29 protein-coding genes are annotated in these 25,998 nt (G+C 46.5%); 14 read left to right on the plus strand and 15 right to left on the minus strand.

The window, feature by feature from the left end; genetic code table 11:
* Positions 1-3: 3 nt before the first annotated feature.
* The 13 genes from AOC28_RS01405 to AOC28_RS01465 form a co-directional block, all read right to left on the minus strand.
* Positions 4-837 (minus strand): IclR family transcriptional regulator, encoded by an 834-nt coding sequence (locus AOC28_RS01405; RefSeq protein WP_083564200.1) that lies wholly within the window; start codon positions 835-837, stop codon positions 4-6.
* A gap of 102 nt (positions 838-939) precedes the next feature.
* Positions 940-1,974 (minus strand): quinone-dependent dihydroorotate dehydrogenase, encoded by a 1,035-nt coding sequence (locus AOC28_RS01410; RefSeq protein ID WP_072582219.1) that lies wholly within the window; start codon positions 1,972-1,974, stop codon positions 940-942.
* Positions 1,975-1,983: 9 nt separating this feature from the next.
* Positions 1,984-2,730 carry an arginyltransferase gene (locus AOC28_RS01415; RefSeq protein WP_072582220.1) on the minus strand — a complete coding sequence of 249 codons (747 nt, stop codon included), beginning with the start codon at positions 2,728-2,730 and terminating at the stop codon, positions 1,984-1,986.
* On the minus strand, positions 2,727-3,464 hold the full coding sequence (gene aat, locus AOC28_RS01420) for a leucyl/phenylalanyl-tRNA--protein transferase (protein ID WP_072582221.1): 738 nt from the start codon (positions 3,462-3,464) through the stop codon (positions 2,727-2,729). The genes AOC28_RS01415 and aat overlap by 4 nt, the downstream gene beginning before the upstream one ends.
* A 6-nt stretch (positions 3,465-3,470) precedes the next feature.
* Positions 3,471-4,031: an NUDIX hydrolase gene (locus AOC28_RS01425; RefSeq protein WP_072582222.1), complete on the minus strand. Its 561-nt coding sequence runs from the start codon at positions 4,029-4,031 to the stop codon at positions 3,471-3,473.
* A gap of 9 nt (positions 4,032-4,040) precedes the next feature.
* Complete coding sequence (locus AOC28_RS01430; protein WP_072582223.1) at positions 4,041-5,867, minus strand: bifunctional anthranilate synthase component I family protein/class IV aminotransferase; 1,827 nt, start codon at positions 5,865-5,867, stop codon at positions 4,041-4,043.
* A gap of 24 nt (positions 5,868-5,891) precedes the next feature.
* Positions 5,892-6,467 (minus strand): peptidylprolyl isomerase, encoded by a 576-nt coding sequence (locus AOC28_RS01435; RefSeq protein WP_072582224.1) that lies wholly within the window; start codon positions 6,465-6,467, stop codon positions 5,892-5,894.
* A gap of 77 nt (positions 6,468-6,544) precedes the next feature.
* The gene (locus AOC28_RS01440; RefSeq protein ID WP_072582225.1) at positions 6,545-7,171 is read right to left on the minus strand and encodes a DsbA family protein; all 627 of its coding nucleotides are present in this window, start codon (positions 7,169-7,171) and stop codon (positions 6,545-6,547) included.
* A gap of 6 nt (positions 7,172-7,177) precedes the next feature.
* Entirely contained in the window at positions 7,178-8,491 is a 1,314-nt protein-coding gene (locus AOC28_RS01445; protein WP_072582226.1) for a replication-associated recombination protein A, read from the minus strand.
* 4 nt (positions 8,492-8,495) lie between these two features.
* Positions 8,496-8,975, minus strand: a complete 480-nt coding sequence (locus tag AOC28_RS01450) for a DUF3429 domain-containing protein (RefSeq protein WP_072582227.1) — start codon at positions 8,973-8,975, stop codon at positions 8,496-8,498.
* A 36-nt stretch (positions 8,976-9,011) separates the two neighbouring features.
* Complete coding sequence (locus AOC28_RS01455) at positions 9,012-9,866, minus strand: 3-hydroxybutyryl-CoA dehydrogenase (protein ID WP_072582228.1); 855 nt, start codon at positions 9,864-9,866, stop codon at positions 9,012-9,014.
* Between the two features lies 1 nt (position 9,867).
* Complete coding sequence (locus AOC28_RS01460) at positions 9,868-10,575, minus strand: glutathione binding-like protein (RefSeq protein ID WP_192846844.1); 708 nt, start codon at positions 10,573-10,575, stop codon at positions 9,868-9,870.
* A 32-nt stretch (positions 10,576-10,607) separates the two neighbouring features.
* Entirely contained in the window at positions 10,608-11,804 is a 1,197-nt protein-coding gene (locus AOC28_RS01465) for a pyridoxal phosphate-dependent aminotransferase (RefSeq protein WP_072582230.1), read from the minus strand.
* Positions 11,805-11,888: 84 nt separating this feature from the next.
* Here AOC28_RS01465 and yaaA point away from each other — a divergent pair, with 84 nt between their 5' ends.
* Positions 11,889-12,665, plus strand: coding sequence for a peroxide stress protein YaaA (gene yaaA / locus AOC28_RS01470; protein ID WP_072582231.1), 777 nt, complete (start codon positions 11,889-11,891; stop codon positions 12,663-12,665).
* On the plus strand, positions 12,665-13,876 hold the full coding sequence (locus AOC28_RS01475; RefSeq protein WP_072582232.1) for a DUF2863 family protein: 1,212 nt from the start codon (positions 12,665-12,667) through the stop codon (positions 13,874-13,876). The genes yaaA and AOC28_RS01475 overlap by 1 nt, the downstream gene beginning before the upstream one ends.
* 111 nt (positions 13,877-13,987) lie before the next feature.
* On the opposite strand, the gene AOC28_RS01480 is transcribed toward AOC28_RS01475, so the two are convergent.
* Positions 13,988-14,362 (minus strand): hypothetical protein, encoded by a 375-nt coding sequence (locus AOC28_RS01480; protein WP_072582233.1) that lies wholly within the window; start codon positions 14,360-14,362, stop codon positions 13,988-13,990.
* Positions 14,363-14,372: 10 nt separating this feature from the next.
* Positions 14,373-15,362 carry a malate dehydrogenase gene (locus AOC28_RS01485; protein WP_072582234.1) on the minus strand — a complete coding sequence of 330 codons (990 nt, stop codon included), beginning with the start codon at positions 15,360-15,362 and terminating at the stop codon, positions 14,373-14,375.
* Positions 15,363-15,529: 167 nt separating this feature from the next.
* Here AOC28_RS01485 and AOC28_RS01490 point away from each other — a divergent pair, with 167 nt between their 5' ends.
* The 12 genes from AOC28_RS01490 to asd all read left to right on the plus strand — a co-directional run bounded on the left by AOC28_RS01490 (position 15,530) and on the right by asd (position 25,992).
* A complete protein-coding gene (locus tag AOC28_RS01490; protein WP_237767722.1) occupies positions 15,530-16,258 on the plus strand; it encodes a GntR family transcriptional regulator in 729 nt (242 codons plus the stop codon).
* Between the two features lie 144 nt (positions 16,259-16,402).
* Entirely contained in the window at positions 16,403-16,822 is a 420-nt protein-coding gene (sdhC, locus tag AOC28_RS01495; protein ID WP_072582236.1) for a succinate dehydrogenase, cytochrome b556 subunit, read from the plus strand.
* Between the two features lie 24 nt (positions 16,823-16,846).
* Positions 16,847-17,212 (plus strand): succinate dehydrogenase, hydrophobic membrane anchor protein, encoded by a 366-nt coding sequence (gene sdhD, locus AOC28_RS01500; protein WP_072582237.1) that lies wholly within the window; start codon positions 16,847-16,849, stop codon positions 17,210-17,212.
* Positions 17,213-17,216: 4 nt separating this feature from the next.
* Positions 17,217-18,995 carry a succinate dehydrogenase flavoprotein subunit gene (gene sdhA, locus AOC28_RS01505; protein ID WP_072582238.1) on the plus strand — a complete coding sequence of 593 codons (1,779 nt, stop codon included), beginning with the start codon at positions 17,217-17,219 and terminating at the stop codon, positions 18,993-18,995.
* Between the two features lie 16 nt (positions 18,996-19,011).
* Positions 19,012-19,716 carry a succinate dehydrogenase iron-sulfur subunit gene (locus AOC28_RS01510; protein WP_072582239.1) on the plus strand — a complete coding sequence of 235 codons (705 nt, stop codon included), beginning with the start codon at positions 19,012-19,014 and terminating at the stop codon, positions 19,714-19,716.
* Positions 19,713-19,982: a succinate dehydrogenase assembly factor 2 gene (locus AOC28_RS01515; protein ID WP_072582240.1), complete on the plus strand. Its 270-nt coding sequence runs from the start codon at positions 19,713-19,715 to the stop codon at positions 19,980-19,982. The genes AOC28_RS01510 and AOC28_RS01515 overlap by 4 nt, the downstream gene beginning before the upstream one ends.
* 82 nt (positions 19,983-20,064) lie before the next feature.
* Positions 20,065-21,378, plus strand: coding sequence for a citrate synthase (gene gltA / locus AOC28_RS01520; protein WP_072582241.1), 1,314 nt, complete (start codon positions 20,065-20,067; stop codon positions 21,376-21,378).
* A 17-nt stretch (positions 21,379-21,395) separates the two neighbouring features.
* A complete protein-coding gene (gene leuC, locus AOC28_RS01525) occupies positions 21,396-22,805 on the plus strand; it encodes a 3-isopropylmalate dehydratase large subunit (protein ID WP_072582242.1) in 1,410 nt (469 codons plus the stop codon).
* Between the two features lie 11 nt (positions 22,806-22,816).
* On the plus strand, positions 22,817-23,026 hold the full coding sequence (locus tag AOC28_RS01530) for a hypothetical protein (protein ID WP_072582243.1): 210 nt from the start codon (positions 22,817-22,819) through the stop codon (positions 23,024-23,026).
* A gap of 17 nt (positions 23,027-23,043) precedes the next feature.
* Positions 23,044-23,691 (plus strand): 3-isopropylmalate dehydratase small subunit, encoded by a 648-nt coding sequence (leuD, locus tag AOC28_RS01535; RefSeq protein WP_072582244.1) that lies wholly within the window; start codon positions 23,044-23,046, stop codon positions 23,689-23,691.
* Positions 23,692-23,713: 22 nt separating this feature from the next.
* Complete coding sequence (gene leuB, locus AOC28_RS01540; protein ID WP_072582245.1) at positions 23,714-24,784, plus strand: 3-isopropylmalate dehydrogenase; 1,071 nt, start codon at positions 23,714-23,716, stop codon at positions 24,782-24,784.
* A gap of 50 nt (positions 24,785-24,834) precedes the next feature.
* Complete coding sequence (gene asd, locus AOC28_RS01545; RefSeq protein WP_072582246.1) at positions 24,835-25,992, plus strand: aspartate-semialdehyde dehydrogenase; 1,158 nt, start codon at positions 24,835-24,837, stop codon at positions 25,990-25,992.
* The last annotated feature ends 6 nt before the right edge of the window (positions 25,993-25,998 follow it).

Here is a 25,998-nt window from a genome sequence, read left to right on the forward strand (position 1 = left end):
TAATTAAGCTGCTGAGCCTGGCTCGGCAGATTTGGGTTTAAAACCCATGCCTTTGGATATCTGTAGGGCAGTCTCTTGAAGGGCGCGGAGCCAATCGGCCTGAATGCGATCCGTTGGGGCGCTCAAAGAGAGGCCAGCAACCAATTTCCCGGTGTCATCAAGAATGGCTGCAGCTAAACAGCTCACGCCTAACTCTAGTTCTTCGTCATCGCGAGCATTACCCACCTTACGCACGTGATTGAGTTCGGTTTCGAGTTTGCCCAATTCGGTAATGCTGTTACGAGTGTGTCCAGATAAACCTGTGCGAGTGACATAGGCGCGTACTTGTCCGGGATCGTCGCTTGCGAGGAAGAGTTTGCCAACTGAGGTGAGATGCAAAGGGGCGCGACCACCAATGGCACGAACTACCTGCATGCCTGAGCGTTCGCTATATGCGCGATCAACATAGACGATTTCATCGCCTTGACGTACGGATAGGTTAACGGTTTCACCAGTGAGCTTATGCAGAGTACGCATCGGTAGTTGAGCGGCCTCACGCACGGATAAGCGTGCCTTCACTAAATTACCCAGCTCTAAAAGTTTTAAGCCAAGGCGATAGGTGCCACCATCGCCACGCTCAACCAATCGGCAAGCAACGAGGTCATTCAAAATTCGGTGGGCAGTGGAAGGGTGCAGACCAGTTGTCTCTGCGAGATTCTTCAGGCTGCTGGATTCTTCTTGCTCAGCAAGAGCGTCTAGCAAATTCATCATGCGCTCCACTACCTGGATGGCTGTCTTGCCAACCTCGCCGGTAGATTTGGGGGTTTTGATGGTCTTGCTGATGTTCATAGGCCCCATTGTAGCGATTTCAGACGAAATTGCATATTATGAAATCCTATTTTACAAAGGCATCCGCTGAAAATATCCCGTTTTATGGGGAAACAGGGGATTAAGGCTCTTTTAGGCTTGCCTTAAAGCGGTGGCGCACTCTTTTACTAAGTCAGGGCCTCGATAAATCAAGCCGCTATAGAGTTGTACTAAGCTTGCACCTGCCATGATCTTTTCACGGGCATCTGCGCCACTCATGATGCCGCCCACGCCGATGATGGGTAGTTGATTACCCAATCTGGCTTTTAAAGCTTTGATGACAATATTAGAGGCATTTCGCACGGGCGCGCCAGATAAGCCGCCAGCCTCTTCACCAAACTCCATTCCCTTGACTGCATCGCGAGAGATGGTTGTATTGGTAGCGATCACAGCATCAATGCCAAACTCGAGCAGGAGATCGGCGATGAGATTAATGTCGCTATGGTCTAGATCGGGTGCAATTTTCAAAAAGAGTGGTTTGCGTACACCGTAACGATCGCTTAAGCGCTTTCTGGCTTCATCAAGACTTCCCAATAATTCGCGGAGCATTTCTTCGCCTTGTAAGGCGCGTAGATTTTTGGTATTCGGAGAAGAAATGTTGACGGTGATATAGGTAGAGATTTCATAAACGGCTTCCATCGCCAGGATGTAATCTCGAGAAGCCTCTTCAATCGGGGTGCTGGCATTCTTGCCAATATTTAAACCAAGTACACCACCACTTTGCCAAAACTGAGAGCGACGCACTCTGGCAACGCAGGCATCAACGCCATCGTTATTAAAGCCCATGCGATTAATGATGCCCTGAGCTTGCGGTAAACGAAACATGCGTGGCTTAGGATTGCCCGGTTGTGGCCGTGGCGTGACTGTACCGATTTCTAAAAATCCAAATCCCAATGCAGCGAGCGCATCGATATGCTTGCCATCTTTATCTAAGCCTGCTGCTAATCCAACTGGATTAGGAAAATCAATGTCACTGAGCGTTTGTGGATCGTTAATGGGCTTGCTTACTAAACGCTCCAATAAACCCCAGCGCTGCGCACGGTCCATATTGCTTAAGGTGAGGTTGTGCGCCTTTTCTGGGTCTATAGAAAACAGCCAGGGGCGGAGGAGGGAGTAACGATCGATCATGGATAGATATTATGACTCAGGGAGCTCTTGCCAGTGATCGTCAATCAAACCTTCCATAGGTTGATATTTCACCTTATACGACATCTTGTCGCTTTCCTTGATGTAGTAGCCAAGGTAAAGGTAAGGCAAACCCAATATGCGAGCTTGTTCAATTTGCCACAGAATGCTATAGCTACCATAACTAGCCGCAGAGCTTGTGGTGTCGTAAAAGGTATAAACAGAGGAGATTCCCTGTTCCAGAATATCAATCATGCTCACCATGCGCAATCGACCGGGGTGCGTGTCAAGCGGACCATCCCGAAACTCCACAATACGGGAGTTCACTCGGCTTTGTAATAAGAACTGCATGTATTGATCTTGATCATCGCTATCCATATCACCACCTGCGTGTCGCTCAGTTTGATAACGTTGATAGAGTTGGTAATGTTCCTCTTGGTAACCTAGATTGAGGACGGAGGCCTGAAGATCAGAGTGTTTTTTCTGAGCGCGGCGCTGGCTGCGAGAAGGCGTAAATTGATCCACCAAAATACGTGTAGAAATACAGGCTTTGCATTCGTCGCAATATGGTCGATAGGTATACAAACCACTACGTCGAAAGCCTGCGTTGAGTAAATCGTTATACACATCCGCATGAATCAGATGCGATGGTGTAGCTACTTGTGAGCGAGCTATTTTATTGGGCAGGTAGCTACAAGCATAGGGAGCAGTTGCATAGAACTGCAGGGTGGTTAGGGGAAGTTCTTTAAGCTGAGTCATAACCAGTGATGCAAGATTGCTTTGTCAAAAGTCCAGGATCTCTCAATCTTAGTTTGATTTAAGGATATTTGCAGTTGCTCTAAAAAGACCTGCCTGGGTATTGGGGTAGCACCTAAGGACAATAGGTGAGCCGTTTCTTGCTGGCAGTCGATCATCTGGACTTCATTCATCAGGCACCATGCACTCAGGGCTGCTAAGGCGATTTTTGATGCATTGGTCTTACGGCTGAACATAGATTCACCAAATACCATTCCTCCAAAGGCAACGCAATAGAGTCCGCCAGTAAGCTGGCCATCTTCAATTACGGCAATACTATGGGCATTGCCTGCTTCGTGAAGTGCGGTGTAGGCATCAATGATTTCATGGGTAATCCAAGTACCATCCTGATCTTTGCGAGTACTCGTGGCGCAGGAGCGTATGACTGCGCCAAAATCGGTATCAACCAATATCTGTGATTGCGTGCTTTGACAAAAGAGTCGAATATTCTTTTGCAAAGACTCACTACATTTAAAGGCGCTGGGCTTTAATACCATTCTAGGGTCCGGCGACCACCAAAGAATAGGTTGGTTATCCGAGTACCAGGGAAAAATACCTTGTTGATAGGCGCGAGCTAGTTGACCAGAATATATCTGCTCACTGACGGCAATGAGCCCAGGAACGCTAGGATCAGGATCCGCCTCAAGCAGTGGATTTGGGAAAGGGTCGTTGGGCCCTAGCCAAGCTATCTGACCCATGTCGACTCAAATTCGTTCGGATGGCAAAACGTCACGACTGCGCACATGAAATTCCTTACCAGCATCTAAGTTGCCAGCAGCGCGGTCTGCAAAAAACCATTCAAGGGTCTGCTTAACAGTGGGAAAGGCCAGTTCATCCCATGGAATCTCATGCTCATGGAAAAGGGCTACCTCAAGACTTTCTTCACCTGCAGAAAATTCTGGATTTGCCATCGTAGCTAAATAAAATAGGTGAACCTGTTCTGCATGGGGCACATTCAGTAAAGAATAGAGTGGTCCAATTTCCACGGCGGCACCAGCCTCTTCCAGAGTCTCGCGAGCTGCGCCGTGGCTAGTGCTTTCACCTAACTCCATAAAGCCTGCAGGCAAAGTCCAAAAGCCATGACGAGGTTCAATCGCACGACGACATAAGAGAACTTGCTTGCCGTATACCGGAATACTTCCGACTACGTTGCGAGGATTTTGATAATGAATGCTGCCGCACGCTTCACAGACATGGCGTTCACGGGAATCATCTGCTGGAATTTTGATAGTTAATATAGAGGCGCAATTAGAGCAATACTTCATACCGACTTTCTAAAAATGGGCTTTGATAGCGCCGCGTAATGCATTACTAAGCATAATCTCATCTGCCATTGAAACATCATTAATAGTCAGGTTGGCTTCACGGGCATTTAGGGCGGGGTCTGCAAGTAGGCCGGTACGCATTACCCCAGGCAAGAGACCCGCCGATACTGGTGGCGTAAGCCATTCAGAGCTACCTTGAGGTTTAACAAAAATGCTAGTTCTCCCGCCCTCAGTGATAAAGCCTTGTTCATTGATAAATAAGGCATCAAATCCACCTAACTTCACGGCTTCTTGCCAAGCTTGGTCATAAAGGGATCGATTGCTAATTTTGTGACGCAGTAAAGCATCCCCAGAGAACATCGTCACATCACCTTGAAGGATATTTTTAGCCCAGAATATTTTGACTGGTTCATTGATTAAATCCATTGCAGCAGTTGTAACCAATAGTTCACCAGTAGGCGTGAGGTCTATTCTTAATCGATATGACAAGCTCTTATCAAGCGATGCACAAGCGCTTGAAATCAATTTCTTGGCAGTCTCAAGTTGAAAAGGGATTCTTAAAGCTGCAGCAGATGCAGACAGACGGTGTAAGTGAGCATGCAATCTCTGGGGCTCACTATTCACAACCGCAATGGTTTCAAATAAGCCTGTAGCGCTTGGAAGATCCATTAGGAACGCAGATTTAATGCGGCACTCTTGCCATTCTTGGCCTGCATCTGAGTCATTGGTGATTCCAGCGCCAACCCCTAGGGTGAAGCTTGAGGCATGAGAGTCGTGATCTTGCGTAATTTCCACGGTACGGATGGGAACACTAAAGGCAAGGTTCCCATTGGGGTCAAGCCAGCCTAAGGCGCCGCAATAGTAGCCGCGATCTTCGGGTTCTAGTTCTTGAATAATTTCCATACTACGCTTTTTAGGGGCCCCTGTAACAGAGCCACATGGAAATACCGCTTTGAAAATATCGAATAAAGAAATCTCAGGTTTGATCTGACCCTGCACTGTGGAAGTCATTTGCAACACATCACCATGTCTTGCCACTTCAAATAGATTGGGTACTAGTACCGTACCTGGAAGAGAGATGCGACTGAGATCATTGCGTAGCAAGTCAACAATCATGACATTCTCAGCTTGATTCTTTGGGTCATCCGATAAGGCGCTCGCAATAGTGGATAGGGCACTTGCAGTACCCTTCATTGGCATAGCTTTTATCGTGTCGCCATCTCGCGCAATAAATAGTTCAGGCGATTGGGACAGTAAAAAGTTGCCCTCATGCTCAATAAAAGCACCAAAGCGCCCAGGCTGGCGATCCCTTAAGCGGCTATATAAGGCGAGTGGAGCGCCATAAGTCTTGCCTGTGATTCGATAGGTATGATTAATCTGGTAACTATCACCGCTGCGGATGTATTCCTGTATCGCTGCAATATCGGCAGTAAATTGCTCCTCGTTCAAGGATTGCCGAACATCCATTACTCCGGCGCTTGCTTGAGCTAGATCTAGCGAAGCCAGCCTCTGAGTAATGAAATTATCGACATCCTGTTTAGACAGTTTTTTGAATTCTGCAAAAGACCAGGCTTCAATGAGGGGGTGGTGATGATCTGAGTGATTGATTCGCTCAGGTAGATGATGAATTTGCCTACCTAACTCGTAAGCAAAGGCAGCAACAATAAATTCGCCCTTAGCAAGCGCGGCAGAAATTTCAGTAAGACACTGCTGGGTGGCGGTTAAATCTACCGCATGATTGCCGCTTGGAAGAACACGCCAGTATTGCAGTGCATTTTCATATTGGCGACTGGTGGGTAAGGCCGCGGTGCTTTGCGCATCATCGAGCAAAATCATCGCGGCTTACCTGGCAATTTCTACTTACTTCAGAATCGTTGCAGATTCGATGATGACAGTCTTAGTAGGAACATCAGACATTCTGCCCATGCGTGGGGCTGGAGCAACCATGGTTGGTACTTTGCGAATGGCATCTATGGTTTGTGTGCCAGAGATCACTTTTCCAAACACGGTATAGCCATTACCCATCGCATTAGGGTAGTCGAGCGCCGCATTGTCTTTCACGTTAATAAAGAACTGCGAAGTTGCAGAATCTGGATCAGATGTGCGAGCCATCGCAATCGTGTAAACATTATTCTTCAAGCCATTTTGCGCTTCAGAAACCACTGGGGAATCAGTTGGCTTTTGAACCAAATCCGGCGTAAAGCCGCCACCTTGAATCATGAAGCCATCAATCACACGATGAAAAATAGTGCCGTTATAGAAACCGCTCTTGACGTAGTTCAAAAAGTTAGCAGTGCTCTTGGGTGCTTTTACATCATCTAATTCAACGACGAAGTTACCCATCGTAGTTTTGAATTCAACCTTAGGGCCTGCAAATGCTGCTTGACTAGTAAAACAAGAAACAGCAACAACAAGGGCGGCAAATAGCTTACGCATAAGAACTCCTTAAATAAGATAAAAATAGTTTGTATTTGATTGTATTGCCCAAGACCGCCGGATGGTTAAATGATCTCTTAGCCTAGACCATTGGGAACATTTCCGGCATAAGCATAGGAAGCCTCATCAAACATGCCAGGCCTTGCAAGGTAATCCAGTGTCCAGTCAATAGTGTCAACACCCCAAAAGCAATGTTGATTCACTATCAGGGCGGGCACTCCAAAGGCGCCATCGGCTTTTGCTTGATTGGTATTAGCGATCAGCTTTGCCTTCACTTCTGGATTTTCAGGTTTAGGTGTGTCTGCGGAGAGCCCTAAATAGCTACAAAAGTCTGGCCAAGATAGGTTGGGGTCTTTCCCTTCCATCCAAACATAATCAAAAGCACGCTCAACCATCACCCACTCGGCATTCCGTTCAACGAGAAGACGTTGTGCAGCAATCGTCATAAAAGGGTGGTGTTCTGGAAAGCGAAAAGGAATGCCTAACTTCTCCGCCTGCCACACGCAAAACTGATAGGTGTGTGGGCGTTTTGCTGCAACTTCTCCTGGACCTTTGTTCTCAGCTGCCCGCAGGAGGCCGCCCAGCAAAATCGGGACAGGTGTAATTTCTAGCTTGCTGTCAAGGCGCTGTCTTTGCTTGATATACAGATAAGCAAACGGCGAAACAATATCGTAATAAAAAGTAGCTTCAATCTTTGTACTCATATCGCCTTATTTCTTCTTGTGCTCTTCATCAAGCTTTTTTAAGAACGCTAGCTTTTCTTTGATCTGCGACTCTAGGCCACGCTCCACTGGCTCGTACCAATGTGGCTCCTTCATACCTTCTGGAAGATAAGTTTCACCAGCGGCATAGCCATGCGGCTCATCATGGGCATAGCGATATTCTTTTCCATGTCCAAGCTCTTTCATCAGTTTTGTTGGTGCGTTGCGCAGATGATTCGGAACGGGTTTGGATTGATCGTTTGCTACATAAGCGCGAGCAGCATTAAAAGCGTTGTAGCTTGCATTGCTCTTTGAGGCTATAGCTAGATAAACCACTGCTTGCCCAAGAGCCAACTCACCCTCAGGGGATCCTAGTCTTTCATAGGTTTGGGCCGCATCGTTAGCCAATTGCATGGCTCTTGGATCAGCTAGGCCAATATCCTCCCAAGCCATCCGAATAATGCGTCTGGCTAAGTAACGGGGATCGGCGCCGCCATCTAGCATGCGGCAAAACCAATATAAGGCCGCATCGGGGTTGGATCCGCGAACGGATTTGTGTAGAGCGGAGATTTGATCGTAAAAGTGATCACCACCTTTATCAAAACGCCGCGCTTGAGCACTCAGTGCATTCTCTATAAATTTCTGATCAACGATTTTTACTTCCGCATTTGGTGTGAGGACCGCATTGCGCACTTGTTCAACTAAATTGAGAAGGCGTCGCGCATCACCATCAGCGTTAGAAATCAGGGTATCGATTGCTGTTGATTCAAATTGCACATCGGGCATCGCGTGCTGATGGGCTCGATCAAAGAGTAATTTCAGATCCTCGGGAGTGAGTGATTTCAAGACATAGACTTGAGCACGCGACAAGAGCGCAGAGTTCACTTCAAATGATGGGTTTTCGGTAGTGGCACCAATAAAGGTGAATAAACCAGACTCCACATGGGGCAGCAGGGCATCTTGCTGGCTTTTATTGAAGCGATGGATCTCGTCAACAAATAAAATCGTTTGCTTGCCGTACTGAGCCATATTTTGTTGGGCTTGCTCAATGGATTCCCGGATTTCTTTAACGCCCGCTAGGACTGCAGAGATCGCAATGAACTCACGATCAAATGCTTTGGCGGAGAGACGCGCTAGCGTAGTCTTGCCAACCCCTGGAGGCCCCCACAAAATCATCGAGTGAGGCTTGCCGGAGGCAAATGCTAGATTGAGTGGTTTACCACTTGCCAATAAATGCGCTTGTCCAATCACCTCTTCAATCGTTTTTGGGCGCAGTGCCTCTGCTAGGGGTGGAGGCGGTGCGCTATCAAAAAGACTGCTCATTGCATCAGGCTTGAATAAAGAGAATAACTAAGGATGCCCAGGTGAGGCAGGCTGCTGCAACATAGGTTAAGCGATTGCGCATGGTCATAAAAGCAGAGCGGGCGGCTTCGTCGGCAAAATAATATTGATAGGTGTTCTGATCAATATTGCGCTGAATGATCAGGGTAGAAGCCAAAATAAGTAAGCCTACTGGAATATAAATATGAAGCGCTAACCAAGCCACTAAAGCGGGGATGACACCCCAGATCCATGCATTACAGTCTTCCCAGCGATCACCAGCAGGTGCCTTACCTAGAAGATGTAAATTGGCACCCCAATGCAAAGCCCCCATAAAGGAAGTAATCACGGCACCATAACCTGCTAAAGATTCAGCGCTTAAATAATTCACGGGGGTTGGTGCTAATTGCACCATGAGGGCTAGCCCAATAAATGGAATAAGACCGGCATAGCCAAGTTTGCGAACTAAGGGTGGGATGGGGTTCACGATGGAGATATCTAGGTTAAGGAGTTGTAAATGAAATTATTTATCGTAGGTGTATACACCGCGACCTGTTTTGCGACCGAGGTATCCAGCGGCAACCATTTCACGAAGCAACGGGCAAGGGCGGTATTTAGAGTCGCTGAAGTTTTCAAAATACACTTCCATTACCGCTAAGCACGTATCTAATCCAATGAGATCTGCTAAGGCTAGTGGGCCAATCGGTTGATTGCAGCCCAACTTCATGCCAGCATCAATATCTTCTGGGCTAGCAAGACCTTCCGATAAAACAAAGAAAGCCTCATTGATCATTGGTAGCAAAATGCGGTTCACCACAAAGCCTGGTGAGTTTTTAACGGTGATCGGCTCTTTGCCAACGCGCTTTGCCATTTCAATAATGGCGGCATGAGTTGCATCACTAGTTTGCAGGCCGCGAATCACTTCCACCAATGCCATCAGGGGTGGCGGGTTAAAGAAGTGCATTCCAATAAAGCGGGCAGGGTTTGAGTCAAGTGCCGCTAGTTTGGTAATCGATAGGGATGAGGTGTTGGTGGCAATGATGGTGTCTTTGCTCACGACCTCGTCTACTTGCTTGAGAATCTTTTCTTTAATTGCTTGGTTCTCGGTTGCAGCTTCAATCACCAATCCCAAGCCTTTGAAGTCAGTATAAGAAGTGCTTCCTTTAATACGTTTGAGTGCAGCTTCCTTTGCTTCAATAGTTAACTTTTCTTTTTTGACAAGACGATCCAAGCCCTTGCTGATTTGTTCAAGACCACGTTGTACTGCTGCCTCATTAATATCAACCATCACGACATCAAGGCCTGCAACCGCACACACTTGTGCAATCCCATTGCCCATAGTGCCCGCACCAATGACGCCTACTGATTGAATACTCATCTTATTTCCTCTTTTGATACTGGGTGGAACCAAATAATTGCTCTCTAGCCTTGTCATCGTGCAAGGGTTTACGTAATGCGGTTAACACTTCACAGCCACGTATTACTGCTGGCCGTGCCCCAATCTTTTCAAACCATTTTTTGAAATGTGGGTAATCATTGATTTCAATGCCTTGATTTTTCCAATTACGAGTCCATGGATAAATCGCAATATCAGCAATGGAATAAGTTTTGCCTGCAATATAAGGATTATCTTTCAGTTGACCATCCAATACTCCATAGATGCGTTTGGCTTCATTGGTGTAACGATTAATGGCGTATTCAATTTTCTCAGGTGCGTAGAGTCTGAAGTGGTGGTTTTGCCCAAGCATGGGGCCAAGGCCACCCATTTGGAACATCAGCCATTGCAGCACCTCGTACTTACCGCGGGTGCTTTGGGGCAAGAATTTGCCAGTCTTGCCGGCTAAATAGAGAAGGATGGCGCCAGACTCAAATATATTGATTGGTTTTCCGTCCGGCCCATTAGGATCAACGATTGCTGGAATCTTATTGTTAGGGCTAATCTTGAGGAATTCAGGCGCAAATTGATCGCCGGCACCAATATCAATCGGATGAGCAATCCAGTCGCGACCTAGGCGGTAGCCGCATTCTTCGAGCATGATGTGCACCTTATGGCCATTTGGGGTTGGCCAACTGTAAACATCAATCACTTCTTTTAATTTTGGGGTTGCCATTTTTTCCTCTATAAATTTTGTAAGCGCTGTAAAGCATTGGCGAGAGTTTGCTCTTGCTTTGCAAAACAAAAACGAATGACGCCAGACTCGGTAGGTTGATCATAAAAAGCAGAAACTGGAATAGCGGCTACCCCAACTTCACTAGTAAGCCATTTGCAAAAATCAGCCTCATTCAATTTAGCCTGAGGGATTCCCAGCGCGGAGTAATCAGCGCATTGAAAATAACTTCCGGGACTAGGAAGCAATCTAAATTTGGTTTTACTTAAGCCAGCCCTAAAAAAATCTCGCTTAGCTTGATAAAAGGCGGGAAGATTTAAGTAATGATTTTCATCTGCAAGATAAGTAGCTAAGCCATATTGCATAGGGGTATTGACGGCAAATACATTGAACTGATGTACCTTGCGGAACTCTTTTGTTAGCGCAGATGGCGCAGCTACATAACCCACTTTCCAACCAGTGACGTGATAGGTCTTGCCAAAACTGGAAACTAGAAAGCTCCTAGCTGCTAACTCTGGATGAGAGGAGATGCTATGGTGCTTGGCGCCGTCATAGACCATATGCTCATAGACTTCGTCACTCAGTATCAAGGCGGAAGTATCGCGAACTAAGGCTGCTAGGTGATTAAGATCTGATTTATCCCACACCATACCAGTCGGATTATGTGGAGTGTTAATCAATATAAGTCGCGTTTTAGGGTTGACAGCATTTGCTAATACATCCCACGGAATTTGATACGAAGCCACTTGTCCTGACTCATCACGTACGACCTGCAATGAAATGGCAATCGTTTTTCCTCCGGCCAAATCTATTGCAGGTCGGTAGCAGTCAAAGGCGGGTTCGATGATGATGACTTCATCGCCAGGACCAACGCAAGACAGTATGGCTGTAAATATGGCCTGTGTGCCACCCGCAGTAATTGTGATTTCAGTATCAGCATCGTAGTGGTGACTATATAAACGGCTGATCTTCTGACTAATGCTATGACGAAGCTCTGCAACTCCAGCCATAGGTGGGTATTGATTGTGATCTGCCAACATGGCGGCATTCACATCAGCAATGAGTTTTCTGTCGCATGGAAAGTCCGGAAAACCTTGCCCAAGATTAATCGCCTGATGCTCTGCGGCCAGGGAGGACATCACCGTAAAAATGGTGGTTCCAACTTTTGGTAGGCGACTTGGAAAAGAGGGTGTCTCTAGCGGGTTCATGAGTGCAGGGGTAATGATCGGTCTTTTACAGCGGATATATCCGGTAGTCGCTAGAATGGTAAAAATACATAAACAAATTGTGCCATGCTGATCGTTCTTTCACCTGCTAAATCCCTGGATTACAAGACCCCCGCCAAGGTCAAGGCACCGACTTTGCCCGAGTTTGTCTCGGAATCAGCCAAGCTCATTGCTGATCTCAAGAAGCTAGCACCGCAAGACATTGCCAAATTGATGGGTTTATCCGATCAGTTGGCCACATTGAATGTCGGTCGCTATCGGGATTGGTCTAAAAAATTCACAGAAGAAAACAGTAAGCCGGCGATCTATGCCTTTGATGGGGATGTCTATGATGGTTTTGACGTTAAAACCCTGAATGCCAAAGCAGTAGAGTTTGCCCAAGATCACATCCGAATTTTGTCCGGCCTTTATGGCGCGCTGAAGCCTCTGGATTTGATGCAGCCTTATCGCTTAGAGATGGGCACCTCATTCAAAAACGCCAGAGGTAAGGATCTTTATGCATTTTGGGGGAGTCGCGTAACCGATTCCATCAAGAAGGTTCTAGAAAAGCAAAAAAAGCCAGTCCTACTGAACCTGGCTTCAGAAGAGTATTTCAAGGTACTCCAACCTAAAGAATTGGATTGCCAGGTCATTTCCCCGGTGTTTCAGGATGCCAAGGATGGTAAGTACAAGATTATTTCTTTTTATGCCAAGCGAGCCCGCGGCTTGATGGCTCGCTATGTGGTTGAGAATCGCATTACTGATCCCGCTGATTTAAAGGGCTTTAATTTAGATGGTTACAAGTACTATGCCGCTGAATCGAAAGTAGATAAGCCTGTATTTAGAAGGGCAGAAAGAAAATAATGGCCGTGCATCGCACTAAAGCATCGCAACGGAATTCTCCAGAAGTGGAGAAGATGGTAGCTGACGCAATTTCCTTGGCCGCATCTGGCAGTCAGATCGAGGATCGCTTCTGGGAAGAGCGCCTGAACGTACGCTTAATGCGCTTGCTCAAAAGTCAAAATCAAAACGTGATTGATGCCGCCCTAGATCAAACCTTCCGTATCAATACAGTAGCCTTTGAAGTACTTGCCGACATTGCAGAAACCTTGGCTGAGTCATTGAGGGTTGAACATGAAGGGCAGGGCTGGGATGTATTGTTACTAGCAATGCCTATCGTTGCGCATACTCGTTATCAGATTCCATCTGGGCCATTGCCTGTCAATATTATTGAGTCAACTGCTCAGGCCCTACATAGCGCTATTGCTTCAACTGATACTCGCATAGCCATTGTTCCTTGGCTTTACAGCATTGATCAAATGCCGCATTCCCATTGTCAAACGCGCGTGCTGACTGAAGCATTAGCAACTGCGGCAATTTCCGGAAAAGATGTCAAGCTTGAATTGCGCAATATGTCGGAAACGATTGCCGTATTAGCGGATCCGCGTTTTATTATTGCCGCCTTAAGTGCGCCGAGCGGCTCCCCCATTTTCCGATGGCAGGCTGAGCCAACAGCCCGCCAAGAGCGGGGCGTGAGTTTGATTGGTTGGCAAACTGCTATGCAGGAGCCGATTGCATCTCTACTCCCTGGTTGTGAGTTTGAGTTGCTCTTACCAGAGGCGTATTTCACAAACTGCCGTTTGGCTGATAAGCATGTACGACCTTTGAGTATTCGCGCAGCAGTCAATTTTTTAGAGAGCACTCTCGGGATATTGCCGGCTGGCTTATCTTGTGTGGTCGGTGCATTTGGAGAAGAGCAGGCGGATGAGTATCGAATATCGTTCAGTGTAAAAGGTTCATCCGAAGTAACGTATGGAGTGATTTGGCCGCTGTACGACAGAGAAAGCGTGGCAAATGACGCTTTAAACGACCTGTCAGATGATGAGAGTCCAATTAAGAAGATTTGTGATGCCTTGCATGACGCAGGAGTAGAGGATATATTCCGACATGCAATGCTGTTTGATCCAGAGCTTTGTGATGACTGTGGAGCGCCTTTATTCCCAGATCGCTCAGGCGAGGCAGTGCATGCTGAAATGCCAGACGATGCACCATCACAGCAACCTTTGTTTCACTAAATAAAACAAAGAAGCAAAATCAAGAAATCAAGAAATAAAGAAATAAAAGAAACACTAAGCAATAAAAAAGCCGAGAAGTCTCGGCTTTTTTATTTGATGCAGTGTGAGAAATTAATTCTGCACGAATGGTTCCGTGCCAGCAAACAGGTGTGGCAACTTACCAGATTTCATATCTGCTGTTTGGCAAAAATCGGCAAGACGTACACCCGCTTTAATGTTAAATAACATTGCTTTGTTACCCAACACCACTAGGTCGAAACCAGAGTTGGTATTTTTGTAACGGAGACTGCCCGGCAATGAAGTTTGGCGATCCAAATCATACGTTTTGGATTCCCAAGTTAGGCGGATCTTTTCAGTTGAGCCAGTAGTTTTGAACTGCTTGCTTTCTTGACAGGTCCAAGTAAATGCTTCCTCATCAGCAAATGCATTTGCAGCGCCTAAAGCGCTAGCAAGCACAAGGCTAATGGCGAGAAGGTTTTTCTTCATCTAGTTTTCCTTATGAGAGCAAGTGCTTAACGCCAGCTTGCTCTTCGAGTAACTCATTCAGGGTGTGGGTCATGCGCTCGCGGGAGAATGCATCGATCTCTAAACCTTCGATCATTTTGTATTCACCGTTTTCGCAAACAACTGGGAAGCCATAAATCACTTCAGCAGGAATGTCGTATTCGCCTTTAGAAGGAATACCCATCGTTACCCACTTACCGTTAGTGCCGAGAACCCAATCATGAATATGGTCAATTGCCGCATTCGCTGCAGAAGCTGCAGAAGACAGCCCACGGGCTTCAATGATGGCTGCGCCACGCTTACCAACAGTTGGAATAAATACATCTTTGTTCCAGGCTGCATCGTTGATAGAGTCTTTGACAGACTTGCCATCGATCGTTGCAAAGCGATAGTCTGGGTACATTGTTGGGCTATGGTTACCCCATACAACCAATTTCTCAATATCAGCTACCGGCTTGTTCAACTTGCTAGCCAATTGTGAGAGTGCGCGGTTGTGATCCAGGCGCAGCATTGCTGTGAAATTCTTCGCAGGAATATCTGGAGCAGATTTCATGGCGATGTAAGCATTGGTATTTGCTGGGTTACCAACAACCAATACTTTTACAGTCTTCTTAGCAACTGCATTTAATGCCTTGCCTTGAGCTGTGAAAATTTGTGCGTTAGCGGAGAGCAAGTCTTTACGCTCCATGCCAGGACCGCGTGGACGTGCGCCAACTAAAAGGGCAACGTCGATATCTTTAAAAGCGGTCATTGGGTCAGAGTGTGCTGACATACCTGCCAATAGCGGGAATGCGCAGTCTTCCAACTCCATCATGACGCCAGTTAAGGCTTTTTGAGCTTTTTCATCAGGAATCTCAAGCAATTGCAGGATGACGGGCTGATCTTTGCCCAGCAGGTCGCCATTGGCGATGCGGAATAGAAGGGAATATCCGATTTGACCGGCTGCACCGGTTACAGCGACACGCATTGGGGCTTTTGCCATTACTGAGAACTCCAAAGGAAGGTTAATTGGGTTAAATAAAGAAAACTTTTCTATTATCCATTCAAGTGTAGGGACTTTAGCTTTACACTGTCAATGATGTCTTATATAAGACTAGAATTACCCTGAATTTTATCCAATTGACACGGCCTGGAGTTAATTTGTCTGATGTGAATTTGCCTGTTGCCTCATTTAGCCCTCTGTACGAACAGATCAAGGCGATGATTTTGGCTAGTTTGCAAGCCTCGGAATGGCTTCCGGGGATGGCTATTCCGAGTGAAATGGAGCTCGCAGCCCGTTATGCCGTGAGTCAAGGCACTGTCCGCAAAGCCATTGATGAGCTGGCCGCCCAAAATTTACTGGTTCGCCGCCAAGGGAAGGGCACCTTTGTCGCCACCCATCAAGAAGACGACTGGCAATATCGTTTTTTACGATTAGCCCCGGATTCTGGTGAGAAATTTCACCTGACCAATCAATTTTTGACCTGTGAAAAGACTAAAGCAAGCGCTTACGTGGCCGAATTGCTCAAATTAAAGGCAGGCGACTCGATTATTCATATTGACAGGGTTCAGAGTTTTGCGGGCAAACCTATTGTTTTTGAAGAGATATTTTTGCCTGGCTCCCGTTTTAAGGGTTTAGACCTCGAGGTTCTCAATGCTTGGCACGGTCCCATGTATGCCTTTTATGAGGGGCAATATGCCACTCACATGGTGCGCGCAGAAGAAAAAATTAAGGCTATAGCTGCCGATGAAATGCTGGCAAAACACCTTCATCTGGAAGAGGGTGCGCCACTCCTTTCTGTAGAACGGGTGGCTTTCACCTACGGGGATAAACCAGTAGAAATTCGTCACGCTAGATACGACACTTCAAAGCAGCATTACGAAAACAAATTGAACTAAGTGCGTTGATGAACATATCCGTTAAAACCCCTATTAAACCCCTATAAACCCGTAAAAATCCCCACCAGCCCTAAGGTTTCCAATAGAATATGTTGCGATACAACAAAACCACAATGAACCTCCACCTAAAGATAGAGATTGCCCATGGTTGATTCACAGCAAAATGTAAAAAAAGATAGACCGGTTTACCGAAATATTGGTCTTGCCCAGTTGATTAAATACCGCCTTCCTTGGGCCGGTAAAGTGTCAATTCTTCACCGCATTAGCGGGGCAGCGATGTTCCTCTTGCTGCCATTTATTTTGTATCTCTTCGATCAGAGTCTTGCATCTGAGCTGAGCTACCAAAAATTCCAAGCTTTCACTGGCAATATTTTGGTCAAGATTATTTGTCTCGGTTTGATTTGGTGTTTCTTGCACCACTTCTGTGCTGGTATCCGTTACCTCTTGCTCGATTTAGAAATCGGCGTTGAGAAGTCTGAAGCAAATCGTTCAGCCATTTTTGTTTTGTTCCTCGGCTTGGCTTTGACTGCTGTAGTGGGTCTCAAATTATTCGGCGTGTACTAAGCGCACATCATTTAAGGAAATTTCATGCCTATTTATCAAATTGGACCAAAGCGCTTAGTTGTAGGCGCGCACTACGGCCTTAAAGAATGGATCATCCAGCGCGTTACCGCGATAGTGATGGTGGTATTTACGATTGTTTTGTTAGTGGACTATTGCATTACTGGCAGCGCTACTTATGAAGGCTGGTCTGCTTTGTTCAGCAACCAATTCATGAAGTTGTTGACGCTCTTGGCGTTTATCAGTCTGTTCTATCACGCCTGGATTGGTATCCGTGATATCTGGATGGATTACATCAAGCCCGTCAGCATTCGCTTAACACTCCAAGTGTTAACTGTTTTGTATCTCGTAGCCTGTGCGGCCTATGCCGTGCAAATTTTGTGGAAAGTGTAATTCGATGACTGCAATTAAAAAATCATTGCCACGCCGCCGTTTTGATGCGGTGATTATTGGGGCAGGTGGTTCCGGTATGCGCGCATCATTGCAGTTGGCTGAAGCCGGCTTGAATGTTGCTGTACTAACTAAGGTATTCCCAACACGTTCACATACAGTTGCCGCCCAAGGTGGTATCGGTGCTTCATTAGGCAATATGAGTGAAGACAATTGGCACTATCACTTCTATGACACCATCAAGGGATCTGACTGGTTGGGTGACCAAGACGTGATCGAGTTCATGTGTCGCGAAGCTCCAAAAGTCGTTTATGAGTTAGAGCACTTCGGCATGCCATTTGACCGTAATCCAGATGGCACGATTTATCAGCGTCCATTCGGTGGCCACACAGCAAACTATGGCGAGAAGCCTGTGCAACGTGCTTGTGCTGCTGCTGACCGTACTGGCCATGCCATGTTGCATACCTTGTATCAACGTAACGTGCGCGCTAAAACAAACTTCTTCGTTGAGTGGTTAGCGCTCGATTTGATTCGTGATGATGCAGGTGATGTTGTTGGTGTTACTGCTCTCGAAATGGAAACAGGCCAGGTTTATATCTTGGAAGCCAAGATTGTGATGTTGGCAACTGGTGGTGCGGGCCGTATTTGGGATGCATCAACAAACGCGTTTATTAATACCGGCGACGGTATGGGCCTAGCAGCTCGCGCAGGTATTCCATTGGAAGATATGGAGTTCTGGCAATTTCACCCAACTGGCGTTGCTGGTGCGGGTGTGTTGTTGACAGAAGGTTGCCGCGGTGAAGGCGGTATCTTGCGTAATAAAGATGGCGAGCGTTTCATGGAACGTTATGCGCCAACCTATAAAGATTTGGCCCCACGCGATTTCGTATCCCGCTGTATGGACCAGGAAATTAAAGAAGGGCGCGGTTGCGGCCCTAATGGTGACTATGTTGTGCTCGATTTGACACACATTGGTGCTGAGACCATCATGAAACGTTTGCCTTCTGTTTATGAGATTGGCATTAACTTTGCAAACGTTGATGTCACTAAAGAACCGATTCCAGTAGTCCCAACGATTCACTATCAGATGGGTGGTATTCCTACGAACATTAATGGTCAAGTGGTTGTTCCGGCAAACGGCATCCATAATGAAATTGTTAATGGCTTGTATGCAATTGGCGAGTGCTCATGCGTTTCTGTCCACGGCGCGAACCGCTTGGGCACTAACTCATTGCTCGACCTCTTGGTATTCGGTCGCGCAGCTGGTAACCACATTGTTGGCCTTGATCTTAAGAATCGAGAGTTCAAGCCCTTGCCTGCGAATGCTGGTGAGCAAACATTGGAGCGTATTGCGAAGTTGGATAATTCCACTTCAGGCGAGTACGCGCAAGACGTTGCAAACGACATTCGCAAGTGCATGCAGAAATATGCTGGTGTGTTCCGTAATCAAGAGTTGATGGATGAAGGCGTTCGTCAAATGGCTAAATTGACAGAGCGCGCTAAGCACTTATGGGTTAAAGATAAATCCGAGATTTTCAATACGGCTCGTATTGAGGCTTTGGAAGTGGCTAACTTAGTCGAGACTGCAAATGCAACCATGATTTCTGCTGCAGCTCGTAAAGAGAGTCGTGGTGCACATTCGCATGATGACCACCAAGAGCGCGATGATGAGAATTGGATGAAGCACACCCTTTGGTACAGCGAGGGAAATAAGCTTTCTTACAAGCCAGTTGTCTTGAAGCCTCTCACTGTTGAGTCCTTCCCTCCTAAAGAACGTACTTTCTAAGCAAAAGAGATAGAAGATGAGTGATATCCGTATATTCGAAATTTACCGCTACGATCCAGATGTCGATGCTGCTCCACGCATGCAACGTTATGAGTTAGAACTCACTGGTGAGCGTATGTTGTTGGACGCTTTGATTTCTTTGAAGAAGCAAGATGAGTCGATTTCTTATCGTCGCTCATGCCGTGAAGGCGTGTGCGGTTCAGATGCAATGAACATCAACGGTAAAAATGGTTTGGCTTGTTTGACCAATATGTTGACTTTGCCTAAGGTCATCACATTGCGCCCATTGCCTGGCTTGCCAGTAGTGCGTGATTTGATCGTCGACATGACTTTGTTCTTCAAGCAGTATTTGTCAATCAAGCCTTACTTGGTAAATGACAATCCTCCTCCTGAAAAAGAGCGTCTCCAGAGTCCTGAAGAGCGTGAAGAGTTGAATGGCTTGTATGAGTGCATCTTGTGCGCATCATGCTCAACTTCATGCCCATCTTTCTGGTGGAATCCAGACAAGTTCGTTGGCCCAGCTGGATTATTGCAGGCTTATCGCTTTATTGCGGATAGCCGTGATGAAGATACCAATCAGCGCTTGGATAATTTGGAAGACCCATACCGCTTGTTCCGTTGCCACACCATCATGAATTGCGTGGACGTATGTCCTAAGCACTTGAACCCAACGAAGGCAATTGGCAAGATCAAGGAGTTGATGGTTCGTAGGGCAGTATGACCCTCGGCAATGCAGAGTTATATCGTTTAAAGAGTGATGCTCGTAGGGGCTTGCTAGAGAACGATTTAATTCTGCAGCGTTTCTTTGAGCGTTACGGCACTCAATTAAGCGTAGAAGATGGAAAGGTTTTAAGCCAGTTATTAGCTTTAGATGACAACGACTTGATGGATTTATTGATTGGTCGTAAAGATTCTGTAGCCAGCCTGGAGAAAGAGATGCAAACAGACTCTTTCAAGATGGTTTTACAAAGGCTGAGAGAGAAGTAATTCAGTATTTTGGTGCAGTAGTTGTATAGGTGCATGAGCGAATAGTGTATTAATCATATTTTTGAATGACTAAGGATTAGAAATGATTGAATCGGACATCAAAGCAAAACTCTCGTTTTCGGATGGAACTCCAGATATTGATCTGCCAATTTATAAAGGGACAGTGGGTCCTGATGTAATCGACATTCGTAAGCTCTATGGTCAGACTGGTAAGTTCACTTACGACTCAGGCTTCTTATCTACAGCATCATGCAATAGCAAAATTACCTACATCGATGGCGATAAGGGTGAGTTGCTCTATCGCGGCTACCCAATTGAAGATTTAGCTAATAACTGTGACTTCTTGGAAGTTTGCTACCTCTTGATCAATGGCGACTTGCCAAATGCCACAGAGAAAAAAGACTTTGAAGAAATGGTCATGCACCACACGATGGTTCATGAGCAAATGCAATTTTTCTTGCGTGGTTTCCGTCGCGATGCACATCCAATGTCGGTATTGACTGGCTTGGTTGGTGCGATGGCAGCCTTCTACCATGATGCGATTGACTACAGCCAGCCTAAAGCCCGCGAAGTAGCGCAAATTCGTTTGATTGCGAAGATGCCAACTTTGGTTGCGATGGCTTATAAATATTCTGTAGGTCAACCATTTATCTATCCTGATAACTCTTTGTCATACACCGCTAACTTTATGCGCATGATGTTTGCAACACCATGTGAAGAGTACAAAGTAAATCCAGTATTGGTTCGTGCTTTGGATCGCATCTTTACATTGCATGCAGATCATGAGCAAAATGCTTCCACTTCAACTGTGCGTCTGTGTGGTTCATCAGGCACCAATCCTTTTGCAGCGATCTCTGCTGGTATTGCTTGCCTCTGGGGCCCAGCTCACGGTGGTGCAAATGAAGCCTGCTTGCAGATGTTGAATGAGATTCAAGCGAATGGCGGCGTAGATAAGATTCATGAATTTATCGCTCAAGTAAAAGATAAGAACTCAAGCGTTCGCTTGATGGGCTTTGGACACCGCGTTTATAAAAACTTTGACCCGCGTGCAAAGTTGATGCGTGAAACCTGCTACGAAGTATTGAATGAACTGGGTCTCCAAGATGATCCATTGTTCAAGTTGGCCATGACTCTTGAGAAGATTGCTTTAGAGGACGACTATTTTGTAAGCCGTAAGCTCTATCCAAACGTAGACTTCTACTCTGGTATCGTGCAACGTGCTTTAGGTATCCCAACAGAAATGTTCACCTGTATTTTTGCACTGGCAAGAACAGTAGGTTGGATTGCTCAGTGGGAAGAAATGATTACTGATCCAGAGTACAAGATTGGTCGTCCACGTCAGCTATATGTTGGCGAGACTTCACGCAAGGTTCCTAACATCACCGTTCGTAAATAAAGGTTTTAAGGTCACTCATGTCTCGTACGCTTTATGACAAATTGTGGGATGACCACGTTGTTTACTCCGAAGAGGATGGCACAGCCACAATCTATATTGACCGTCAGTTGTTGCATGAGGTAACCAGCCCTCAAGCATTCGAAGGTTTGAATTTGGCTGGCCGTCCAGTTTGGCGTATCTCTGCCAACTTGGCGGTATCTGACCATAACGTCCCTACAACCGATCGCTCTGGAGGTATTGCTGATCCTATCTCCAAGTTGCAAGTAGATACCTTGGATCAAAATTGCGATGCCTTTGGTATTACGCAATACAAAATGAACGATACCCGTCAAGGGATCGTTCATGTCATAGGCCCAGAGCAGGGCGCAACTCTCCCTGGTATGACCGTGGTTTGTGGAGACTCTCACACCAGCACCCATGGTGCATTTGGTGCCTTGGCATTTGGTATTGGTACCTCTGAGGTTGAGCACGTATTAGCAACGCAAACTTTGCTCATGAAAAAGAGTAAGAACATGTTGGTGCGGGTAGATGGTCGTTTGCAACCAGGTTCTACAGCAAAAGATATTGTCTTGGCTGTGATCGGTAAGATTGGTACGGCGGGTGGTACTGGCTACACCATTGAGTTCGCTGGTGAGGCCATTCGGAATCTCACCATGGAAGGTCGCATGACCCTGTGCAATATGGCAATTGAAGCGGGTGCTCGCGCAGGATTGGTTGCTGTAGATGAAACTACTATTGAGTACATCCAAGGTCGTCCATATGCACCTAAGGGCCCAGCACTATTGCAGGCTTTGCAGTATTGGAGAACATTGCATTCTGATGCAGATGCCAAATTTGATGCTGTAGTGGAATTGCGTGCAGAAGAAATCGCACCTCAAGTGACTTGGGGTACTTCACCAGAGATGGTGCTCTCGATCAGTGATCGTGTACCTGATCCAGAAAAAGAGCGTGATCCCAATAAACGTTCAGCAATGGAGCGGGCTCTGGAATATATGAACCTCACTCCAAATACCCCGCTTAGCAGCATCTCGGTAGACAAAGTATTTATTGGTTCCTGTACTAATAGCCGGATTGAAGATATTCGCGCTGCAGCGAAAGTGGTAGATCGCATTGGTAAAAGGGTTGCAGCTAATGTCAAGTTGGCATTAGTGGTTCCTGGCTCTGGTTTAGTTAAAGCCCAAGCAGAGCGAGAAGGTCTAGATCGCATCTTTAAGGCCGCAGGCTTTGAATGGCGTGAGCCGGGTTGCTCAATGTGTCTGGCAATGAATGCTGATCGTTTGGAGCCAGGCGAGCGTTGCGCTTCAACTTCTAATCGTAACTTTGAAGGTCGCCAAGGTAATGGTGGTCGCACGCACTTAGTAAGTCCAGCGATGGCTGCTGCCGCTGCGATTGAAGGCCACTTTGTTGACGTTCGTAAGATTTCTTAAAGGTAAGCAAGATGAAATTTTCTTCAGTATCTTTAATTGCAAAATTAACTATTGTTGGTGTTGCAGGTTTGATCATTGCTGCTTGTAGCAGCACTATGGAAGGCATGGGTAAAGACTTGCAGACCATGGGTAACGCGATGGGTGGATCGGGAGCGAACTCTACTCAGCAGAATCAATCTCAAACTAAGGGTAAAGACGTTGTTGTTACTCCTGTGAAATAAAAATAGAGTTCAGAATCATGGAAAAATTTACGGTATACAAAGGTTTGGTTGCTCCGCTTAATCGCGAGAACGTGGATACCGACGCCATCATCCCTAAGCAATTTTTGAAGTCGATCAAGAAAACAGGGTTTGGTCAAAACCTGTTTGATGAGTGGCGCTACTTAGACCACGGCGAGCCTGGTCAAGATTGCAGTACTCGACCTATTAACCCGGACTTTGTACTCAATCAGCCTCGCTATAAAGGCGCAGGCATTCTCTTAGCCCGCAAGAATTTTGGCTGTGGTAGTTCACGTGAGCATGCTCCTTGGGCTCTAGATCAGTTCGGCTTTAGAGCGGTGATTGCCCCTAGTTTTGCCGATATTTTCTATAACAACTGTTTCAAAAACGGTGTTTTACCGATCGTTTTGACAGAATTGCAGGTAGATCACCTTTTTAACGAAACCATGGCATTTAGTGGGTATCAGTTGACGGTTGATCTAGGTGCACAACAAGTCATTACCCCTGAAGGCGCTGCCTATAGCTTCGATGTAGCCCCATTTAGGAAGTATTGCCTTCTGAATGGCTTGGACGATATTGGCTTAACTCTGCGCCATGCAGATAAAATTAAGGCTTATGAAGCCGAGCGCATCCTCAAAATGCCTTGGCTTACGACACAATTGCCGTAATTTGTTGATTTAAGGGCCTTTCATGAAAATTGCAGTTCTCCCGGGCGATGGAATCGGCCCGGAAATCGTTGCTCAAGCCGTTCGCGTACTTCAGGCCTTGGGCCCAAAGTTTGATTTAGAGGAAGCCCCGGTGGGCGGTGCTGCATACGACGTAGCTGGTCATCCATTGCCGCCAGCAACTTTGGAGTTGGCTAAAAAGGCCGATGCTATTTTGTTTGGTGCAGTAGGTGATTGGAAATATGACACGCTTGCTCGTGAACTACGTCCAGAACAAGCTATCTTAGGTTTGCGTAAACACTTAGAGCTGTTTGCAAACTTCCGTCCAGCAATTTGCTATCCAGAGCTCACTGCAGCTTCAAGCTTAAAGCCTGAAATTATTGGCGGCTTAGATATTTTGATCGTACGTGAATTGAACGGAGATATTTACTTTGGTCAGCCACGTGGAATTCGTACATCCGAGTTACCGCTATTCAAAGGTGCACGAGAAGGCTTTGACACAATGCACTACAGCGAGCCGGAAGTAGAACGCATTGCTCATGTTGCGTTTGAAGCGGCACGTAAGCGTGGCAAAAAAGTATGTAGCGTTGATAAAGCTAACGTATTAGAGACTTCTCAGTTATGGCGTGAAGTGATGATTCGCGTATCTAAAGACTATCCAGATGTGGAGTTATCCCATATGTATGTGGATAACGCTGCGATGCAATTGGTTAAGGCACCTAAGGCTTTTGACGTCGTTGTCACAGGTAACCTCTTTGGTGATATTTTGTCCGACGAAGCGGCAATGCTTACAGGCTCGATTGGTATGTTGCCATCAGCCTCATTGGATAAGAACAATAAAGGCTTATATGAGCCAAGTCATGGTTCAGCACCAGACATCGCTGGTAAAGGGATTGCGAACCCTTTGGCTACTATCTTATCGGCGGCAATGATGCTACGTTATTCCTTGGGAATGCCTGCAGAGGCTGATCGTATTGAAAAGGCCGTGCAAAAAGTATTGACACAAGGCTTGCGAACGGCTGACATTTATACCGAAGGAACGAAAAAGGTCACCACGGTACAAATGGGTGATGCGGTAGTAGCAGCCCTTGCGTAAAAAATTTATAGAAATATTACATAGTTCAAAATTTACTAGATAGTTAAATCATGGCAAATACAAAAACACCATTGGTAGGCTTAGTCGGTTGGCGCGGCATGGTTGGTAGCGTGCTCATGGAGCGCATGCTTGCTGAAAAGGATTTCGATTTAATCGAGCCTGTATTTTTTAGTACCAGCCAAGCAGGTGGTGAAGTGCCTTTGCTCAATGGTCAGAAAGTAAGCAAGAGCGAAAGCAGCTTACAGGACGCGAATGACATCAAAGCATTGTCCCGTTGCGACATTATTCTGACTTGCCAAGGTGGCGACTACACCAATGACATCTTCCCTAAGTTGCGCGCAGCTGGTTGGAATGGTCACTGGATTGATGCTGCAAGCTCCTTACGCATGAAAGAGGACGCCGTATTAATTCTGGACCCTGTGAACCGTCCGGTAATTGATAAAGCCTTGGCTGCTGGTGGCAAGAACTGGATCGGCAGTAACTGCACTGTCAGCTTGATGATGATTGCGATGGGCGGCCTGGTAAAGGCCGACATGGTTGAGTGGATTAGTGCCATGACTTATCAGGCAGCATCTGGTGCTGGCGCACAGAATATGCGTGAGTTGCTCCTGCAAATGGGCGCCTTGCGTGACAGCGTAGCCACTGAACTGGCAGATCCTTCCTCATGGATTTTGGATATCGATCGTAAGGTGACTGAAACATTGCGCTCGTCTGATTTCCCGAAAAAGAATTTCCGTAACACTCCTTTGGCCGGTAGTTTGATTCCATGGATTGACGTACCGGTTGAGAATGGTCAAACGAAAGAAGAGTGGAAGGGTGGTGCTGAGTTCAATAAGATCTTGGGTCGCCCGGCATTCCGTACGCCTGGCAGTATTCCAGTAGATGGATTGTGCGTGCGCGTTGGTGCGATGCGCTGCCATTCACAAGGCCTGACCGTGAAGCTTAAGAAGGATATTCCCCTTAAGGAAATCGAAGCGATCTTGGCAAACGACAACCAGTGGGTCAAAGTAGTTCCCAATGATCGCGAAACAACTGAGCGTGACTTATCACCTGCAGCGGTGAGTGGAACTTTGACGGTGCCTATTGGTCGCCTACATAAATTAGCAATGGGCCCTGAGTACCTTGGCGCATTTACGGTTGGCGATCAGTTGCTGTGGGGTGCTGCTGAGCCACTTCGTCGTATGCTTCGCATCTTGCTCGAAAACTAAATCACT

It is taken from the genome of Polynucleobacter sp. MWH-Adler-W8 (assembly GCF_001889925.1).
Taxonomy (GTDB): domain Bacteria; phylum Pseudomonadota; class Gammaproteobacteria; order Burkholderiales; family Burkholderiaceae; genus Polynucleobacter.

What these genes read in the sequence shown, in the direction of transcription:
- AOC28_RS01405 (WP_083564200.1), bottom strand. Translation starts at nt 837, where the DNA reads ATGGGGCCTATGAACATCAGCAAGACCATCAAAACCCCCAAATCTACC.
- AOC28_RS01410 (WP_072582219.1), bottom strand. Translation starts at nt 1,974, where the DNA reads ATGATCGATCGTTACTCCCTCCTCCGCCCCTGGCTGTTTTCTATAGAC.
- AOC28_RS01415 (WP_072582220.1), bottom strand. Translation starts at nt 2,730, where the DNA reads ATGACTCAGCTTAAAGAACTTCCCCTAACCACCCTGCAGTTCTATGCA.
- aat (WP_072582221.1), bottom strand. Translation starts at nt 3,464, where the DNA reads ATGGGTCAGATAGCTTGGCTAGGGCCCAACGACCCTTTCCCAAATCCA.
- AOC28_RS01425 (WP_072582222.1), bottom strand. Translation starts at nt 4,031, where the DNA reads ATGAAGTATTGCTCTAATTGCGCCTCTATATTAACTATCAAAATTCCA.
- AOC28_RS01430 (WP_072582223.1), bottom strand. Translation starts at nt 5,867, where the DNA reads ATGATTTTGCTCGATGATGCGCAAAGCACCGCGGCCTTACCCACCAGT.
- AOC28_RS01435 (WP_072582224.1), bottom strand. Translation starts at nt 6,467, where the DNA reads ATGCGTAAGCTATTTGCCGCCCTTGTTGTTGCTGTTTCTTGTTTTACT.
- AOC28_RS01440 (WP_072582225.1), bottom strand. Translation starts at nt 7,171, where the DNA reads ATGAGTACAAAGATTGAAGCTACTTTTTATTACGATATTGTTTCGCCG.
- AOC28_RS01445 (WP_072582226.1), bottom strand. Translation starts at nt 8,491, where the DNA reads ATGAGCAGTCTTTTTGATAGCGCACCGCCTCCACCCCTAGCAGAGGCA.
- AOC28_RS01455 (WP_072582228.1), bottom strand. Translation starts at nt 9,866, where the DNA reads ATGAGTATTCAATCAGTAGGCGTCATTGGTGCGGGCACTATGGGCAAT.
- AOC28_RS01465 (WP_072582230.1), bottom strand. Translation starts at nt 11,804, where the DNA reads ATGAACCCGCTAGAGACACCCTCTTTTCCAAGTCGCCTACCAAAAGTT.
- yaaA (WP_072582231.1), top strand. Translation starts at nt 11,889, where the DNA reads ATGCTGATCGTTCTTTCACCTGCTAAATCCCTGGATTACAAGACCCCC.
- AOC28_RS01475 (WP_072582232.1), top strand. Translation starts at nt 12,665, where the DNA reads ATGGCCGTGCATCGCACTAAAGCATCGCAACGGAATTCTCCAGAAGTG.
- AOC28_RS01480 (WP_072582233.1), bottom strand. Translation starts at nt 14,362, where the DNA reads ATGAAGAAAAACCTTCTCGCCATTAGCCTTGTGCTTGCTAGCGCTTTA.
- AOC28_RS01485 (WP_072582234.1), bottom strand. Translation starts at nt 15,362, where the DNA reads ATGGCAAAAGCCCCAATGCGTGTCGCTGTAACCGGTGCAGCCGGTCAA.
- sdhC (WP_072582236.1), top strand. Translation starts at nt 16,403, where the DNA reads ATGGTTGATTCACAGCAAAATGTAAAAAAAGATAGACCGGTTTACCGA.
- sdhD (WP_072582237.1), top strand. Translation starts at nt 16,847, where the DNA reads ATGCCTATTTATCAAATTGGACCAAAGCGCTTAGTTGTAGGCGCGCAC.
- sdhA (WP_072582238.1), top strand. Translation starts at nt 17,217, where the DNA reads ATGACTGCAATTAAAAAATCATTGCCACGCCGCCGTTTTGATGCGGTG.
- AOC28_RS01510 (WP_072582239.1), top strand. Translation starts at nt 19,012, where the DNA reads ATGAGTGATATCCGTATATTCGAAATTTACCGCTACGATCCAGATGTC.
- AOC28_RS01515 (WP_072582240.1), top strand. Translation starts at nt 19,713, where the DNA reads ATGACCCTCGGCAATGCAGAGTTATATCGTTTAAAGAGTGATGCTCGT.
- gltA (WP_072582241.1), top strand. Translation starts at nt 20,065, where the DNA reads ATGATTGAATCGGACATCAAAGCAAAACTCTCGTTTTCGGATGGAACT.
- leuC (WP_072582242.1), top strand. Translation starts at nt 21,396, where the DNA reads ATGTCTCGTACGCTTTATGACAAATTGTGGGATGACCACGTTGTTTAC.
- AOC28_RS01530 (WP_072582243.1), top strand. Translation starts at nt 22,817, where the DNA reads ATGAAATTTTCTTCAGTATCTTTAATTGCAAAATTAACTATTGTTGGT.
- leuD (WP_072582244.1), top strand. Translation starts at nt 23,044, where the DNA reads ATGGAAAAATTTACGGTATACAAAGGTTTGGTTGCTCCGCTTAATCGC.
- leuB (WP_072582245.1), top strand. Translation starts at nt 23,714, where the DNA reads ATGAAAATTGCAGTTCTCCCGGGCGATGGAATCGGCCCGGAAATCGTT.
- asd (WP_072582246.1), top strand. Translation starts at nt 24,835, where the DNA reads ATGGCAAATACAAAAACACCATTGGTAGGCTTAGTCGGTTGGCGCGGC.